The organism is Streptomyces sp. NPDC102259, from assembly GCF_044766465.1.
Taxonomy (GTDB): Bacteria; Actinomycetota; Actinomycetes; order Streptomycetales; family Streptomycetaceae; genus Streptomyces.
In genome coordinates, this window is record NZ_JBIWMA010000001.1 from 71935 (window position 1) to 85924 (window position 13990).

The window sequence follows — 13990 nt, forward strand, 5'->3', positions numbered from 1 at the left end:
GTCGCCTTCTGGCCGTGATTCCTGATCCTGGCAGTGAATCACCTCCACGATAGCGGCCAAGGGGGCCGAGGGGAGGGGTTGTTGACGAGAATGTGTGCCGCCTTCGGCCCCCTCAACTGCGGCGCTGGCACTCTGGCATATGCCAAAGTCATGTCCCGGCGACCAGAGCTGGGGTCTTGGGCGGATTCACTTCCTGAAGCCGGGCCTGAGCCGAGCCTGAGCCGGGCCTGAGGCCGGGTCCGCAGCCGGGTCCGCGGGGCCGGGAAGGCGCCTACAGCACCGCGCTCAGGAACTCCCGTGTGCGTTCCTGCTCCGGTGAGCCGAAGATCTGCTCCGGCGGCCCCGCCTCGATGACCCGGCCCGCGTCGAACATCAGGACCTGGTCGGAGATGTCACGGGCGAAGTTCATCTCGTGCGTCACACAGAGCATCGTGATGTCGGTGGAACGGGCGATGTCCCTGAGGACGTCGAGGACGCCCGCGACCAGCTCCGGGTCCAGCGCCGAGGTGACCTCGTCGAGGAGCAGGATCTGCGGCCGCATCGCCAGCGCCCGGGCGATCGCGACCCGCTGCTGCTGGCCGCCCGACAGCCGGGACGGCTTCGCGTCGCACTTGTCGGCCAGGCCCACCAGGTCCAGCAGCTCGCGCGCCCGCTCCTCCGCCTCGTCCTTGGACAGGCCGAGCACGGTCACCGGGGCCTCGGTGAGGTTTCTGAGCACGCTCATGTTCGGGAACAGGTTGAACTGCTGGAACACCATCCCGATCTTCTTGCGGACCTCGCGGACCTGCTTCTCCGGCGCCGGGAACAGCTGCTGCCCGTCGACGGTGATGATGCCCTCGTCCGGCTTGGTCAGGGTCATCAGCAGCCGCAGGATGGTGGTCTTGCCGGAGCCCGAGGGGCCGATGAGAGTGACGTGCTTGCCGGGCTGCACGGAGAAGTCCAGATGGTCGAGGACGGTGTTGTCCCCGAACCGCTTGGTGACCTGTTCCAGCCGTATCAGCTCGGTGCTCTTCGGGGTGTCGGCGGGCTGCTTGAGAGTGTCAACGGACAAGGCGTCGCTCCAGGGTGCGCATGAGGACGGAGGCGAGATAGGAGATGACGATGAAGGCCACGCCGATCACCGTGAGGGGCTCGGTGAACTGGAAGTGCTCCTGGGAGAAGAGCCGGGCCCGGCCGAGCATCTCCAGCACGGTGATCGCCATCAGCATCGGCGTGTCCTTGAGCATCGAGATGACGTAGTTGCCGAGCGCCGGCACGACCCGGCGGACCGCCTGCGGCAGGATCACCGTTCGCCAGGTCCGGGCCTTCGGCAGGTTCAGCGCGGTCGCCGCCTCCCACTGGCCGACGGGCACCGCCTCGATCCCGGCCCGGTAGACCTGCATCGTGTACGTCGAGTAGTGCAGCCCGATCGCGACGACCCCGGTGGCCATCGCCGACAGGGTCAGGCCCCACTCGGGCAGCACGTAGAAGAGGAAGAACAGCTGCACCAGCAGCGGGGTGTCCCGGACGAACTCGGTCACGATCCCGACCGGCCACTGCACCCACCGCGTGGGCGTCCGCATCAGCAGCGCCCACACCAGACCCAGCGTGAACGAGATCAGCGAGCCGAGGACCAGCGCCTGGAGGGTGACGAGCAGGCCGTCCCAGAACAACGGCATGAAGTCGTGGACCGCGTTCCAGTCCCAGTTCATCGCACACCCGCCTTCAGGTGGTTCTCGAGCCCGCGCATCACCCGGGTGAGCAGGAACGCGATCACGAAGTAGATGAGCAGTACGTAGGTGTAGATCTCCGCGCTCTCCTGCAGCGCCAGGCGGACCAGGTTGCCGCTGAAGGCCAGGTCGCCCATGCCCATGACGGACACCAGGGCGGTGCCCTTGAGCAGTTCGACGAGCAGGTTGGAGAACGGCGGGATCATCTCCGGCACCGCCTGCGGCAGCAGGATCTTGCGCATCCGCTGCCCGGGCGTGAAGCCGAGCGCTATCCCGCCCTCCCGCTGCGCCGGGTCGACGGCCTGGAGGCCGCCGCGCACGATCTCGGCGCCGTACGCGCCGTACGTCAGCCCGAGCGCGAGGGTGCCCGCCCACATCGGCACCAGCTGCCAGCCGAACGCGGGCGGCAGCACGAAGAACACCCAGAAGATCATCACGAGCGCCGAGGTCCCGCGGAACACCTCGGTGTAGAAGCCCGCGAGGAAGCGGACGATCCACAGCCGATGGGTGCGCGCGATCCCGACGAGGAAGGAGACGGCAGCGCCCAGCAGGGCGCTGAACACCAGCAGTTGAACGGTCGCCCAGATCCCCCTGAGGACGAGTTCCCAGAGTCCCGAGGTCATCCGCCGCACAGCTCCTTCGCGGTCAGGTCGGTCATCTCGGCCTCGGTGAACCCGAAGGGCCGCAGGATGCGGAACAGCTCCCCGCTCTTCTTCAGCTTCCGCAGCTCGACGTTGAAGGCGTCCCGCAGCTTCGTCTCGGTCGGCCGGAACGCGAAAGCGCCCCCGTCGACATGCGGCTTGCCGTCGACCAGCGGCGCGAACGGCTTGGTCGCCTCGGCCTTGGCGGACTTCTTGACGACCTCACGGGCGGTGAGCGCCGTACCGGCGAACACGTCGACCCGCCCCGCCTCGACGGCGTTCAGGCCGGCGACCTGGTCCGGCACGATCAGGATGTCGTCCTGCTCGTACCCCGCCTCGACGGCGTACTGGATCTCCGCGTACCCGGTCCCGGTGGCGAACTTCGCGCCCTTCTCCACCACGTCCTTGTAGGAGTGCAACCCCTTCGGGTTCCCCTTGCGGACGATGAAGGCATCCAGCATCTGATAGTCCGGGTCGGCGAATATCACCTGCTCGCAGCGGTCGGGATTGACGTACATCCCGGCGGCCACGACATCGAACTGCTGGGAACCGAGCCCCGGAATGAGCGACCCGAACTCGGTGGGCACGGGCTGCACCTCGTCGACGCCGAGCCGCTTGAATATCGCTTTCGCCAATTCGGGCGCCTCACCCGTCAACCGACCGTCCCTGTCGATGTATCCGAAGGGAATCTCACCGGCTATCCCGAGCCGTACGACACCTTGCGCGCGGAGTCTCTCCAGCAGGTCGCCGCCGGGCGCGGCCGACGCCGTCGCCACCCGTGAGCAGCCCGCGACGCCCAGCGTGCCGAGCGCCGCCACCCCCGCGAGCAGCGATCGGCGGGAGGTTCCGGTTGTGTGTATGCGATGACTGAGTTGTCTGGTCGGTGGAGCCATGGCGGCGCGGCTACCCAGGACCACTCGACGTATGCACCATGGATCCCATGGCTGCCGACCGCTATCTCGAGGTCTCCCTGGTGAAGCGCGAAATCCACTGCACGGCAAAACTGCTGGTGGACCGCGCCCCGGTCACCTGCGACGCCGTCTGGAACGCCCTGCCCCTCGCCGGCGACGTCTACCACGCGAAGTACGCCCGTAACGAGATCTACGCGCTTTTCCCACCGTTCGCACAAACGGAACCGCCCCTGGAAAACCCGACGGTCACCCCGATCCCCGGAGATCTCTGCTATTTCTCCTTCGCCGGAACGGAACTGGGCACCCAGGCCTACGGCTACGACCGTGAGGTCCGCCCGGGCACGACGGTCGTCGACCTGGCCCTCTTCTACGAACGCAACAACCTGCTCCTCAACGGCGACGTCGGCTGGGTCCCCGGCATCGTCTGGGGCCAGGTGGTGGACGGCCTGGAACCGATGGCGGAGGCGTGCAACGACCTGTGGCGCACGGGCGCGACGGGGGAGACGCTGCGGTTCCGGCGCTGCGGCCCGCCCGGGTGAGGGCTACGGCCGGTCGCGCAACGCATGCCCCGCCCGCAGCACCAGGTCGTCCCGGTGCCGGGCGGCCACGATCTGCAGCCCCACCGGCAGCCCGTCGTCGTCCGTTCCCACCGGAACCGTCGCCGCGGGCTGCTGGGTGAGGTTGAAGGGATAGGTGAAGGGGGTCCACCCCGTCCAGCGCCGGTGTCCCGACCCGGCCGGCACCTCCACGCCCGCCTCGAACGCCGTGATCGGCAGCGTCGGGGTGAGGAGCAGGTCGTAGGTCTCGTGGAAACGGCCCATGCGGCGGCCCAGTTCCATCCGGACGTCCACCGCGGCCAGATAGTCGAGGGCGGTGTACCGCGCGCCCTCGGCGCGGATCTCCCGCAGCCCCGGATCGAGCGCCGCCCGCTGCTGCGCCCGCAGCCGCCGGGTCACCTGGGCCGCCCCGGCGAACCACAGGGTGTGGAAGGCGTCCACCGGGTCGGTGAAGTCCGGGTCGGCCTCCTCGACGTACGCGCCGAGCTCCGCCAGCCGCTCCACTGCCCGCCGTACCGCCGCCGCGACCCCCGGCCGTACCGCGACCTGTCCGCCCAGCGACGGCGAGTACGCCACCCGCAGCCCGCGTACACCCCGGTCGAGCCCCGTCCGGAACGGCCCGTCCGCCGGGCCCAGCGCCGACCAGTCCCGTGCGTCCGGCACGCCGATCACGTCGAGCAGCAGCGCCGCGTCCGCCGCGTCCCGGGTCATCGGACCCACGTGCGCCAGCGTCCCGAAGGCGCTCGCCGGGTACAACGGCACGCGGCCGTACGTCGGTTTCAGCGCGAAGATCCCGCAGAACGCGGCCGGGATACGGACACTGCCCCCGCCGTCCGTCCCCAGCGACAGCGGTCCCGCCCCGAGCGCCACGGCGGCCGCGCTCCCGCCGCTGGAACCGCCCGCCGTGCGCGACGGGTCGTGCGGGTTGCGGGTCACGCCGGTCAGCGGGGAGTCCGTCACCCCCTTCCAGCCGTACTCGGGGGTGGTGGTCTTGCCGACGAGCACCGCGCCGGACTCGCGCAGCCGGGCGACGGCGGGGGCGTCCTCGTCCCAGGAGCCGGACGGATCGACGGACGTCGAGCCGCGCAGGGTCGGATGCCCCTTCAGCAGCAGGATGTCCTTGACCGTCACCGGCACCCCGTCGACCGGCCCGGCCGGCTCCCCGCGCCGCCACCGCTCCCGGGAGGCCGCCGCCTGCGCCAGCGCCTCGTCGGCGAGTAGCCGCACGAACGCGTTCACCTCCGGCTGGATCCGCTCGGCCCGGTCCAGGACCGCGCCGGTCGCCTCCACGGGGCTGAACTCGCCCTTGCGGTAACCGTCGAGGAGCTCGGTCGCCGTGAGTGTGGTGAGGTCGGTCATGCACCCTCCGAAGGCCGGGGACGTCAGTGTCCGGGCACGTATCCGCGCTGCTTGTCGACCACGTTCTTCAGCGGCCGGCCCGCCGCCCACCGCTCGAACTGCTCCACGAACTGCGCGCCGAGCTCGTCCCGCCAGCCGACCGTGTCGCCGCTCATGTGCGGCGAGATCAGCAGCCCCGGGACCCGCCACAACGGGCTGTCGGCGGCGAGGGGTTCGGTGGTGAGGACGTCCAGGGCCGCGCCCGCGATCCACCGCCGCTCCAGGGCCCGTACCAGCGCGTCCTCGACGACCAGCGGGCCGCGGCCGACGTTCACGAACCGGGCGGAGGGCTGCATCACCCCGAACCGCCGGGTGTCGAACATGCCGTGCGTCTCCTCGGTGAGCGGGGCGGCCGCGATCACCCAGTCGGCGCGGGCGAGGAGCCGGTCCAGGTCCTGGGGGCCGTGGATGCCGGTGCGCGGGACGCGGCCGACGACGGCCGTGGTCATGCCGAGCGCCTTCAGGGTGCGGGCGACCGCCCGTCCGATCGGCCCCGACCCGACGACGACGGCCCGGGTCCCGGCGACCCGCGTGCCCTCCCGGTGCCGCCACTCGCCCCGCTGCTGAAGCTCCCAGCTGCGCGGCAGATCCTTCGCCATCGCCAGGACCAGCGCGGCGACGTACTCGGCGATCGGCTCGTCGAAGATCCCGCGGGCGTTCGTCACCACCGTGTCCGAGGCGGCGAGCTCGGGGGACATCAGATGGTCAACGCCCGCGCTCGCCGTGTGCACCCAGCCCGGCCGCGGCCCCTCGCCGGGCCAGGCGGCGCGCACTGCCCGCGAGGCGAAGTCCCAGACCAGCAGGACGTCCGCCTCGGGCAGCCGTGCGGCGAGGGAGGCCTCGTCGGTGTGCAGCACCCGGGCCCGTCCGGTGAGGCGTCCGAGCCGGGGGAGGGGATCGGCGTCCAGCACCAGGAGCGTGGGCAGCGGAGCGGGGGCTGCGGCCATCCGGTGCCCCTCCGTCCGTGACCAAGTGCCTGACGTGCGCGGATTGACCACGTTCGCACCCGAACCTACCGTCGTCAACACGGCCGTTCGTACGGCTCGTTGCGCATCCTGTCTCCCCGTGAGGGCGGTGCCCGCAATGGACGTCACCTTTCTCGGCGGCCCCCGCGCGCAGCGCGGCCTCGGTGTCGTCGCCCCCTTCGACTTCGCGCTGGACCGCGAGCTGTGGCGCTGGACGCCGGACGACGTCTCGCTCCACCTGACCCGCACGCCGTACGTCCCCGTCGAGGTCAGCCTGGACCTCGCCCGCCGGGTGAGCGAGCACGAGACGCTCAGGGACGCCGTCCGCACCCTGATCGCGGTCGCCCCCGAGACCGTCGCCTACGCCTGCGCCTCGGGCAGCTTCGTCGGCGGGCTCGCGGGGGAACGGGCGATGTGCGAGGCGATGACCAGGGCCGGCGCGACGCCGTCCGTGACCACCTCGGGCGCGCTGATCGAGGCCCTGACGGAGCTGGGCGCCCGCCGGGTGGCCCTGGTGACGCCGTACACGGAGTCGGTGACGCGGTCGCTGGAGGAGTACGTGGCCGAAGCGGGCGGCACGGTCACCGGACGCGCGTTCATGGGCCTGACCCGGCACATCTGGAAGGTGCCGTACCGGGAGGTGGTGGAGATGGCCCACCGGGCGGTGCGCGCGCCCGCGTCCGCCGACGCGCTGTTCATCTCCTGCACCAACCTGCCGACCTACGACGTCATCCCCCAACTGGAGGCCGAACTGCGGATACCGGTGATCTCGGCCAACCAGGTGACCATGTGGGCGGCGTTGCGCCGACTGGGTACCCGGGCGGTGGGACCGTATCAAGCGCTGCTGGACGCTTCAGCGCGTGTGTGGCCCCCCGGGCTGCCGGACACCCGGGTACCGCGGGAACTTCCCGTGCCGCAGGAACCCCCGGTCCTGCCGGAAGAAGAGCAGCAGGAAGGCTGGACATGACCGCACTCGGTTTCCTCTACCCGGGCCACTCGGCCGAGGACGACTACCCCCGTATCGAGCAGCTCCTGGGCAGTGACATCCGCTTGGACGTCGTCCACACGGACATCGGCGAGGACGCGCACCGGGTCGACGCGCTGCGGCGGATGGGCGCGCCGGAGCGGCTGGCGAAGGGCGTCGAGCAGCTGCGGCTGGCCGGCGCCGAGGCGATCGTGTGGGCCTGCACCAGCGGCAGTTTCGTGTACGGCTGGGAGGGCGCCCAGGAGCAGGTGCGCGCCCTGGCCACGACCGCCGGGATGGCGGCCTCGTCCACCTCCTTCGCCTTCGTGCACGCGGCCCAGGAGATCGGCGTGGGGCGGGTCGCCGTCGGGGCGACCTATCCGGACGACGTGGCCGCTCTGTTCGCCGGGTTCCTGCGGGCGGGCGGCGTGGAGGTGACCGGCGTCCACAGCGCCGGGATCGTCACGGCGGCCGAGGTCGGCGCCTGGGACGAGGCGGAGGTCTTCGCCCTCGCCCGGGCCGCCGACTCGCCCGACGCGCAGGCGGTCCTGCTCCCCGACACCGCCCTGCACACGGCCGCGCACCTCCCCGCGCTGGAGAAGGAGCTCGGCAAGCCGGTCCTCACCGCCAACCAGGTCACGGTCTGGGAGGCCCTGCGCCTCACCGACCGCCGAGTGAACGCCCCGGGCCTGGGCGCCCTCTTCACCCGGGAGCCGATCGTGCAGGTCTGACCGGCCGGTCCCGCCGGTCCTCCCGGTCGGCCGGTCGCGTCGGTCGCGTCGGGCGCGTCGGGCGGGAATAAACGGGGACACCCTCCTGTTATGCGGCGAAGGACAGTGAACGGCCGACAACAGGAGGACCCCCGTGGCGGCAGACGAGACGGCGGCAGGCGATACGGCGAGCGGTGGGCCGGCGGCGGACGGGATCCGAGGGGCGGCTCAGGGAAGCGCGCCGGTCCCCCTCTCCGTCCTTGACCTGGTCACCGTCGGCTCCGGTCGCACCGCCACCGACGCCCTGCGCACCAGCGTCGAACTCGCGCGGTTCACCGAGTCGCGCGGCTTCCACCGCTACTGGGTCGCCGAGCACCACTCGATGCCGGGCGTCGCCTCCTCCTCGCCCGCGGTGATCCTCGCCCACCTCGCCGCCCACACCGACCGCATCCGGCTCGGCTCGGGCGGCGTGATGCTGCCCAACCACGCGCCCCTGGTCATCGCCGAGCAGTTCGGCACCCTGGAGGCGCTGGCCCCCGGCCGTATCGACCTCGGCCTCGGCCGCGCCCCGGGCACGGACGGCGCCACCGCCGCCGCCCTGCGCCGCACCGCCACCCTGCACGAGGGCGCCGACGACTTCCCCGAACAGCTCGCCGAGCTCACCCGTTTCCTGGACGACGACTTCCCCGAGGGCCACCGGTACGGCCGTATCCACGCGATCCCCGGCCCGGTCCAGGGCACGTCCCCCGGCGGAGTGCAGTCGCCGCACCGGCCGCCGATCTGGCTGCTCGGCTCCTCCGGCTTCAGCGCCCGGCTGGCCGGCGTGCTCGGCCTGCCGTTCGCCTTCGCGCACCACTTCTCGGCGCAGAACACCGTCCCGGCCCTTGACCTGTACCGGGAGTCCTTCCGCCCGTCCGAGGTGCTCGCCGAGCCCTACGCGCTGATCGGCGTCTCCGTGCTGGCCGTCGACGACGAGCGGGAGGCCCGCCGACAGGTCCTGGCCACCGGCCTCAACATGGTCCGGCTGCGCGGCGGCCGCCCCGGCCTGTTCCCCTCCCCCGAGGAGGCCGAGGCGCACGAATTCAGTCCACTGGAACGGGAGTTCGTCGACTCCTGGGGCGCGAACATCATCCACGGCACGGCCGACGAGGTCCGCTCCGGCCTCGACGACCTCCACAAGCGCACCGGCGCCGACGAGTTGATGCTCACCAGCCACGCGCACCGCGGCGAGCTGCGCCTGCGCTCCTACGAACTCGTCGCGGACGCCTACGGGTTGCCGACGGCGTAGGTCTCGGTCCCCAGCAGCTCGGAGATACGATCCGGCGACACCGGACGGGAGTACAGCCACCCCTGCCCGGTGTCGCAGCCGATGCTGCGCAGCCGGGTCGCCTGCGCGGAGGTCTCCACGCACTCGGCGGTGACGGTCAGCCCCAGCCGGTGGGCGAGGTCGATCATCGCCTCGACGACGACCTGGTCGGCCGGGTTCGGCGGGGAGCCCGCGCCCTCGTACTGGAAGCCGCGCACGAAGGACCCGTCCAGCTTCAGCACCGAGACCGGCAGCCGGCTCAGGTAGGCGAGGTTGGAGTAGCCGGTGCCGAAGTCGTCGATGGCGATGCCCACGCCCATGTCGCTGAGCGCCTGGAGCGCCTGGAGCGGTCGCCCCGCCGAGCCCATCACGGCCGACTCGGTGAGCTCCAGCTGGAGCAGGTGCGGCGCGAGCCCGGTCTCGGCGAGGATCTCCGCCACATCCGCCACCAGGTCGGAGTCCCACACCTGACGCACCGCCACGTTGACGCTGACGAACAGCGGCGGATCGTCCGGATTGTCCAGCTGCCACTGCCGTGCCTGGCGGCAGGCGGTGGCCAGAACCCATCGGCCGAGCGGCACGATCGAACCGTCCTCCTCGGCCAGCGCGACGAACCGATTCGGCGACAGCAGCCCGAACCGGGGGTGATCCCAGCGCACCAGCGCCTCCACACCGCGCAGCCGGCCGTCCGACATGCCGACCAACGGCTGGTAGTCGAGGCGGAACTCGCCGCGCTCGATGGCGGGCCGGAGCGTGGAGGCGAGTGCCTGCCGGGTCATCAGATGCGCGTTGCGCTCGGGGTCGAACAGCGTCCAGCGGTCCTTGCCGTCCACCTTCGCCCAATACAGGGTCGTGTCGGCGGCCTGCATCAGACCGGTCGCCGTGGTGCCGGCCGCGTGCCGCTCCACGACCCCGATCGACGCGGAGACGTTCAGCCGGTGTCCGGCCAGGTCGAAGGGGGCCTGGAGCGCCTTGAGCACGGACTCGGCGAGGTCGGCGAGCTGCTCGGTGCCGGTGGAGTCCTCGACCAGCAGCGCGAACTCGTCGCCGCCCAGCCGGGCCACCAGCGGCACGCTCGGCCGGGTCTGCCCCGCCTGCTCGGCGCACTCCGTCAGCCGTTCGGCGACGGCGGCCAGCAGCAGGTCGCCGACCCGGTGACCGAGGGTGTCGTTGACCGCCTTGAAGCCGTCCAGGTCCAGGTAGCACAGGCCGATCCGGCCGGTCCCGCTCTGCTCGTAGACCTCCGCCTCCAGCGCGGCGGACACCCGCTCGAAGAACAGGGTCCGGTTGGGCAGCCGGGTCACCGGGTCGTGCATCTGGAGATGCCGCAGTCTCGCCTGGAGGTCACGGTGAGCGCCGACATCGGCGACCGACAGCAGCACGCCGGGCGTGTCGGGGTCGAGGGGCGAGACGGTGACCTGCGCCCACAGCGAGCGCCCGTCGGGCTGCTTCAGGCGCCGGGTGCAGCGCAGCTTCGCCTGCCGGCCGCGCAGCACCTCGCGGTAGGCGTGCCAGGTGCGCGCGTCGGAGACCAGGTCCAGCAGGTCGGAGGCGACCCGCCCGACCAGGCCCGCGGTCCCGCCGCCGAGCAGCGCGCCGAGCGCGTCGTTGGCGTCGACGATACGACCCTCGCCGTCGACGACGGCCATGGCGAGGGGCGCCGCCGCGAAGACGGAACGGTAGGCCGTTGGTCGGTTGACCAGGAGCCCGCTTTCCGTGCTGTCGATGTCACTCTCTGTGACGGCTGACCGGTCGAGGTCTGCCGCGGGCGTCGGCCCTTCGGACGTTCCGCTCACCGCTCGCTCCCGCAGTGCACTCGATCGCTGTCCGTGCAGGAAAGTCTGCCGATCATAGAGGCTGCCCCCGGACCCGCGCAGCCACTGCCCAGTGTCCCCGAACAACCGGCCTTTCTGACAGATCGTTTCTGCCCGCACCTGGCCCGGTTCTGCGGGGGGACGACCGCTTGTGACGTTCCGTGAGAATTCCGGGGGTGTCGAGGTGATGCCCGCTTTCCGCCTCCTCACTCGTCTGGGGCAGACAAACAGGGCGTAGTACGACAAATTCACACAGGCTGGTGGCGGTGTCCCATGAACCGCCTTCCGGAGGTCCCTGTGCCGCGAGTGCCGCGACGTGTGCGACTGCTTCCGCGCCCCCGACTGCGCAGTACCGCGGCCGTGTTCACCACCCTCTCGGCGCTGGTCGCGAACTCGCTCGTCGGCGGCCCCTCGGTCGCCGAGCCGTTCTCGCCCACGCCGTGCGCCCTGACCCGCACCACGGCCCACCACTCGGAGGGCGTGGACACCTGGAACACCGCCTACCCGCGGCCGACCCGTTCCCTCGACGCGGTGATGGTCTTCCTGTCCTTCCCGGACCGGTTCCCTACGACCACCCCCGACGAACTGGCCGCCGACCACTTCCCGGCCACCAGCCGCTTCTTCCAGCAGGCGTCCTACGGGAAGTTCGCCCTGCGCGCGCATCCGCTGAAGCGCTGGATCCGCATGCCGAAGCCGTCCACCGCGTACGCCATACAGCGTGACTGGAACGCCGACAGCCGAGCCGCCTACCTGCACGACGCGCTGGCCGCCGCCGACCCCCACGTGGACTTCTCCCGCTACGACGTCGTCTACTTCGTGGCCGACCCGGACGCGCCGGGCGTCGACTCGGACGCCACGAAGGTCGTCAACCTGGACACCCCGCTGAACGCCGACGGCAAGGACATCCGCCGGGTCGTCACGGTCTTCGAGCAGCACCCCCCGGACCGTCTCGTCCTCGCCCACGAGACCGGCCACGTCTTCGACCTGCCCGACCTCTACCACCGGCCCGCCGACGGCAAGGGCGACTGGGACACCTACGTCGGCGACTGGGACCTGATGGGCAGCCAGTTCGGCCTCGCCCCCGACCTGTTCGCCTGGCACAAGTGGAAACTGGGCTGGCTGGACGAGCGCCAGGTGGTGTGCGTACGGGGGCCGGGGCCGACCCGGCTGACCCTGGAACCGCTGAGCGCCGGACCCGGCGTGCCGGTCACCCGCGCCTCCGGGGCGCCGGCCTTCGGACTCGGCAACGGGCGCAAGCTCGCGGTGGTGCGCACCGGCCCCGACAGCGCGCTCGCCTTCGAGGCGCGCGGCCCGGCCGGCAACGACCGGGCGGCCTGCCGCACCGGCGTCCTCGTCTACCGCATCAGCAGCGGCGCCCGGTCCGGCCGGGGTCCGGTCGAGGTGATCGACGCCCACCCGCGCACGGAGGCCTGCTGGGAGAACTCCGTCTACCCGCCCCTCGCGGACGCCCCGGTCGCCCTCGGCGAGAGCTTCACGGTGCCGGGCAACGGCGTGCGGGTGGACGTGGAGGGGCGCACGGTGTCGGGGGAGTGGACGGTGAAGATCACACCGGGGACGAAGCTCTGACCCTGACCCTGGCCCTGGCCCTGACCCTGTGCCTGACCCTGGCCCCGACCTGCGCCTGGCCCGTCCCGGACGTGGCCCGAACCGGGCACGCGAAAGGCCCCCCGCTTTCGCGAGGGGCCTTTGCCGTCTGTGCGCCGCCAGGGACTCGAACCCCGGACCCGCTGATTAAGAGTCAGCTGCTCTAACCAACTGAGCTAGCGGCGCCTGCTGACGTCGTAGACCTTAGCATCCTGGTCCTGGGGAGGAGAAATCGAAATCCGCACGGCGGAACGGGCCGCCCGGACCGCCGCCCACAGCAGGATCTCCGGACCCGGCAGCCAGGGATGACGGGTGTCCGGGGCGACCATCCAGCGCGTCGACGCGCCGTCCCGAGCGGGGGTGAGCGCGGGCACGGTCACCGCGTCGCCCGTGCCGTGGCACAGCAGCGGCGGCACCGTCGCGGCACGGCCGTCCCGGCGGCCTTCGGCGCTCCACTCCTCCCACTCCAGCAGCGAGGGCAGCCGCTGGGCCGTGCCCGGCGCCGCGAACATCAGCGTCCGCCCGCGGAACGCGGCCACCGGCCCGGAGCCCGGCCCCTCGCCCCACAGCCGGTCGAGCATCAGCCGCCCGAACATCGCCGGCGCGCTGACGATGTCGAACGCCGACCCGCAGGGCAGCACCACCGGGGCCTGCGGCCGCTCCTCCCAGAAGGCGAGCGTGCTGCGCGGATACGTCCCGGCGGAGGCCAGCCAGGCGGCGCCGTCCGGGGTGACGCCGATGGGTTCGTCGCATGCGCTGCTCATACCTCCAGGTCTACCGGGGGTGAGCGGACGATTTCACAGGGTTGCGGGAAACCGGGACGGGAGGGCAGGGGGAGGAGTATCTTGCCCGCCCGGCATATGCCAGGCGGGCAGGTCGTGCACGGCGCGGCCGAGGTGCCGACGCGGCGCTCACACGGGGTCGGCGTGCCCCCGCCCCTCGGTGTCGCCCCGCAGCAGATCCCGGCCGAACTCGACCATCTTCTTCGCGTAGTCCTCGGTCCACTCGGCCCGCTCGCCGATGTCCGCCGGGGTCAGCCGGTCGAAGCGGCGCGGATCGGCGAGCTGTGCCGCCGCCATGGCCTGGAACTCCACCGCCCGGTCGGCGGCCGCTCGGAACGCGAGCGTCAGCTCCGTCGCCCGCGTGAGCAACGCGGCCGGATCGTCTATCGACTCCAGGTCGAAGAAGTGCTCCGGATCACCGGCCGCCTCGGCGGGCTCGAAGAGCAGGGGCGCGGGGCGTAGCCGCGGTTCGTTCCGACGCGGCGTGGGCTCCGCCATGTCTTCTCCTCCTCGTACGGTTCGGATGGCTCCACAGGCGGACAGCACCGGCGGAGTGGACCACCCTCCATTGTCCCCCGACAGCGCAAGAGGCCCTCGGCCCCGCACTCTCAAGGCCCCCGGCGGCCCC

14 protein-coding genes and 1 tRNA gene are annotated in these 13990 nt (G+C 71.8%); 5 read left to right on the plus strand and 10 right to left on the minus strand.

Features of this window, described 5'->3' with window-relative positions:
- Positions 1-271 precede the first annotated feature (271 nt).
- Genes ehuA through ehuB form a run of 4 tightly spaced genes read right to left on the minus strand, consistent with a single transcriptional unit; the run spans position 272 to position 3243 of the window.
- Positions 272-1051 carry an ectoine/hydroxyectoine ABC transporter ATP-binding protein EhuA gene (ehuA, locus tag ACIRPU_RS00390; RefSeq protein ID WP_355701578.1) on the minus strand — a complete coding sequence of 260 codons (780 nt, stop codon included), beginning with the start codon at positions 1049-1051 and terminating at the stop codon, positions 272-274.
- On the minus strand, positions 1041-1691 hold the full coding sequence (gene ehuD, locus ACIRPU_RS00395) for an ectoine/hydroxyectoine ABC transporter permease subunit EhuD (protein ID WP_403859654.1): 651 nt from the start codon (positions 1689-1691) through the stop codon (positions 1041-1043). Before ehuD ends, ehuA begins: the two co-directional genes overlap by 11 nt.
- Positions 1688-2332 (minus strand): ectoine/hydroxyectoine ABC transporter permease subunit EhuC, encoded by a 645-nt coding sequence (ehuC, locus tag ACIRPU_RS00400; protein ID WP_355701576.1) that lies wholly within the window; start codon positions 2330-2332, stop codon positions 1688-1690. Before ehuC ends, ehuD begins: the two co-directional genes overlap by 4 nt.
- Entirely contained in the window at positions 2329-3243 is a 915-nt protein-coding gene (gene ehuB, locus ACIRPU_RS00405; protein WP_403859657.1) for an ectoine/hydroxyectoine ABC transporter substrate-binding protein EhuB, read from the minus strand. Before ehuB ends, ehuC begins: the two co-directional genes overlap by 4 nt.
- Positions 3244-3281: 38 nt before the next feature.
- Here ehuB and ACIRPU_RS00410 point away from each other — a divergent pair, with 38 nt between their 5' ends.
- Positions 3282-3800, plus strand: coding sequence for a DUF3830 family protein (locus ACIRPU_RS00410; protein ID WP_403859660.1), 519 nt, complete (start codon positions 3282-3284; stop codon positions 3798-3800).
- 3 nt (positions 3801-3803) lie between these two features.
- Here the strand turns inward: ACIRPU_RS00410 and ACIRPU_RS00415 are convergent, their stop codons facing one another.
- Positions 3804-5177 (minus strand): amidase, encoded by a 1374-nt coding sequence (locus ACIRPU_RS00415; protein WP_403859663.1) that lies wholly within the window; start codon positions 5175-5177, stop codon positions 3804-3806.
- Positions 5178-5200: 23 nt separating this feature from the next.
- Positions 5201-6163 (minus strand): D-2-hydroxyacid dehydrogenase, encoded by a 963-nt coding sequence (locus ACIRPU_RS00420; RefSeq protein WP_403859666.1) that lies wholly within the window; start codon positions 6161-6163, stop codon positions 5201-5203.
- A gap of 136 nt (positions 6164-6299) precedes the next feature.
- Here ACIRPU_RS00420 and ACIRPU_RS00425 point away from each other — a divergent pair, with 136 nt between their 5' ends.
- The 3 genes from ACIRPU_RS00425 (at position 6300) to ACIRPU_RS00435 (ending at position 9143) form a co-directional block, all read left to right on the plus strand.
- Positions 6300-7148, plus strand: a complete 849-nt coding sequence (locus tag ACIRPU_RS00425; RefSeq protein ID WP_403859669.1) for a decarboxylase — start codon at positions 6300-6302, stop codon at positions 7146-7148.
- A complete protein-coding gene (locus tag ACIRPU_RS00430; protein ID WP_403859672.1) occupies positions 7145-7876 on the plus strand; it encodes a decarboxylase in 732 nt (243 codons plus the stop codon). Before ACIRPU_RS00425 ends, ACIRPU_RS00430 begins: the two co-directional genes overlap by 4 nt.
- Positions 7877-8009: 133 nt before the next feature.
- The gene (locus ACIRPU_RS00435; RefSeq protein WP_403859675.1) at positions 8010-9143 is read left to right on the plus strand and encodes an LLM class flavin-dependent oxidoreductase; all 1134 of its coding nucleotides are present in this window, start codon (positions 8010-8012) and stop codon (positions 9141-9143) included.
- On the opposite strand, the gene ACIRPU_RS00440 is transcribed toward ACIRPU_RS00435, so the two are convergent.
- Positions 9122-10957 carry a putative bifunctional diguanylate cyclase/phosphodiesterase gene (locus ACIRPU_RS00440; RefSeq protein WP_403859678.1) on the minus strand — a complete coding sequence of 612 codons (1836 nt, stop codon included), beginning with the start codon at positions 10955-10957 and terminating at the stop codon, positions 9122-9124. The two genes, ACIRPU_RS00435 and ACIRPU_RS00440, sit on opposite strands and share 22 nt — an antisense overlap.
- A 291-nt stretch (positions 10958-11248) precedes the next feature.
- On the opposite strand from ACIRPU_RS00440, the gene ACIRPU_RS00445 reads away from it, so the two are divergent.
- Positions 11249-12562 carry a M6 family metalloprotease domain-containing protein gene (locus ACIRPU_RS00445; RefSeq protein WP_403859681.1) on the plus strand — a complete coding sequence of 438 codons (1314 nt, stop codon included), beginning with the start codon at positions 11249-11251 and terminating at the stop codon, positions 12560-12562.
- Between the two features lie 130 nt (positions 12563-12692).
- Here ACIRPU_RS00445 and ACIRPU_RS00450 read toward each other — a convergent pair.
- From ACIRPU_RS00450 to ACIRPU_RS00460, 3 genes are all read right to left on the minus strand, one after another.
- Positions 12693-12766: transfer RNA gene (locus ACIRPU_RS00450), tRNA-Lys, on the minus strand.
- Positions 12757-13344: a bifunctional DNA primase/polymerase gene (locus ACIRPU_RS00455; protein WP_355701567.1), complete on the minus strand. Its 588-nt coding sequence runs from the start codon at positions 13342-13344 to the stop codon at positions 12757-12759. Before ACIRPU_RS00455 ends, ACIRPU_RS00450 begins: the two co-directional genes overlap by 10 nt.
- A gap of 147 nt (positions 13345-13491) precedes the next feature.
- Positions 13492-13860 carry a hypothetical protein gene (locus tag ACIRPU_RS00460; protein ID WP_310435087.1) on the minus strand — a complete coding sequence of 123 codons (369 nt, stop codon included), beginning with the start codon at positions 13858-13860 and terminating at the stop codon, positions 13492-13494.
- Between the last annotated feature and the right edge of the window lie 130 nt (positions 13861-13990).

What these genes read in the sequence shown, in the direction of transcription:
- ACIRPU_RS00425 (WP_403859669.1), top strand. Translation starts at nt 6,300, where the DNA reads ATGGACGTCACCTTTCTCGGCGGCCCCCGCGCGCAGCGCGGCCTCGGT.
- ACIRPU_RS00415 (WP_403859663.1), bottom strand. Translation starts at nt 5,177, where the DNA reads ATGACCGACCTCACCACACTCACGGCGACCGAGCTCCTCGACGGTTAC.
- ACIRPU_RS00460 (WP_310435087.1), bottom strand. Translation starts at nt 13,860, where the DNA reads ATGGCGGAGCCCACGCCGCGTCGGAACGAACCGCGGCTACGCCCCGCG.
- ACIRPU_RS00455 (WP_355701567.1), bottom strand. Translation starts at nt 13,344, where the DNA reads ATGAGCAGCGCATGCGACGAACCCATCGGCGTCACCCCGGACGGCGCC.
- ACIRPU_RS00445 (WP_403859681.1), top strand. Translation starts at nt 11,249, where the DNA reads ATGAACCGCCTTCCGGAGGTCCCTGTGCCGCGAGTGCCGCGACGTGTG.
- ehuD (WP_403859654.1), bottom strand. Translation starts at nt 1,691, where the DNA reads ATGAACTGGGACTGGAACGCGGTCCACGACTTCATGCCGTTGTTCTGG.
- ehuC (WP_355701576.1), bottom strand. Translation starts at nt 2,332, where the DNA reads ATGACCTCGGGACTCTGGGAACTCGTCCTCAGGGGGATCTGGGCGACC.
- ACIRPU_RS00430 (WP_403859672.1), top strand. Translation starts at nt 7,145, where the DNA reads ATGACCGCACTCGGTTTCCTCTACCCGGGCCACTCGGCCGAGGACGAC.
- ACIRPU_RS00410 (WP_403859660.1), top strand. Translation starts at nt 3,282, where the DNA reads ATGGATCCCATGGCTGCCGACCGCTATCTCGAGGTCTCCCTGGTGAAG.
- ehuB (WP_403859657.1), bottom strand. Translation starts at nt 3,243, where the DNA reads ATGGCTCCACCGACCAGACAACTCAGTCATCGCATACACACAACCGGA.
- ACIRPU_RS00420 (WP_403859666.1), bottom strand. Translation starts at nt 6,163, where the DNA reads ATGGCCGCAGCCCCCGCTCCGCTGCCCACGCTCCTGGTGCTGGACGCC.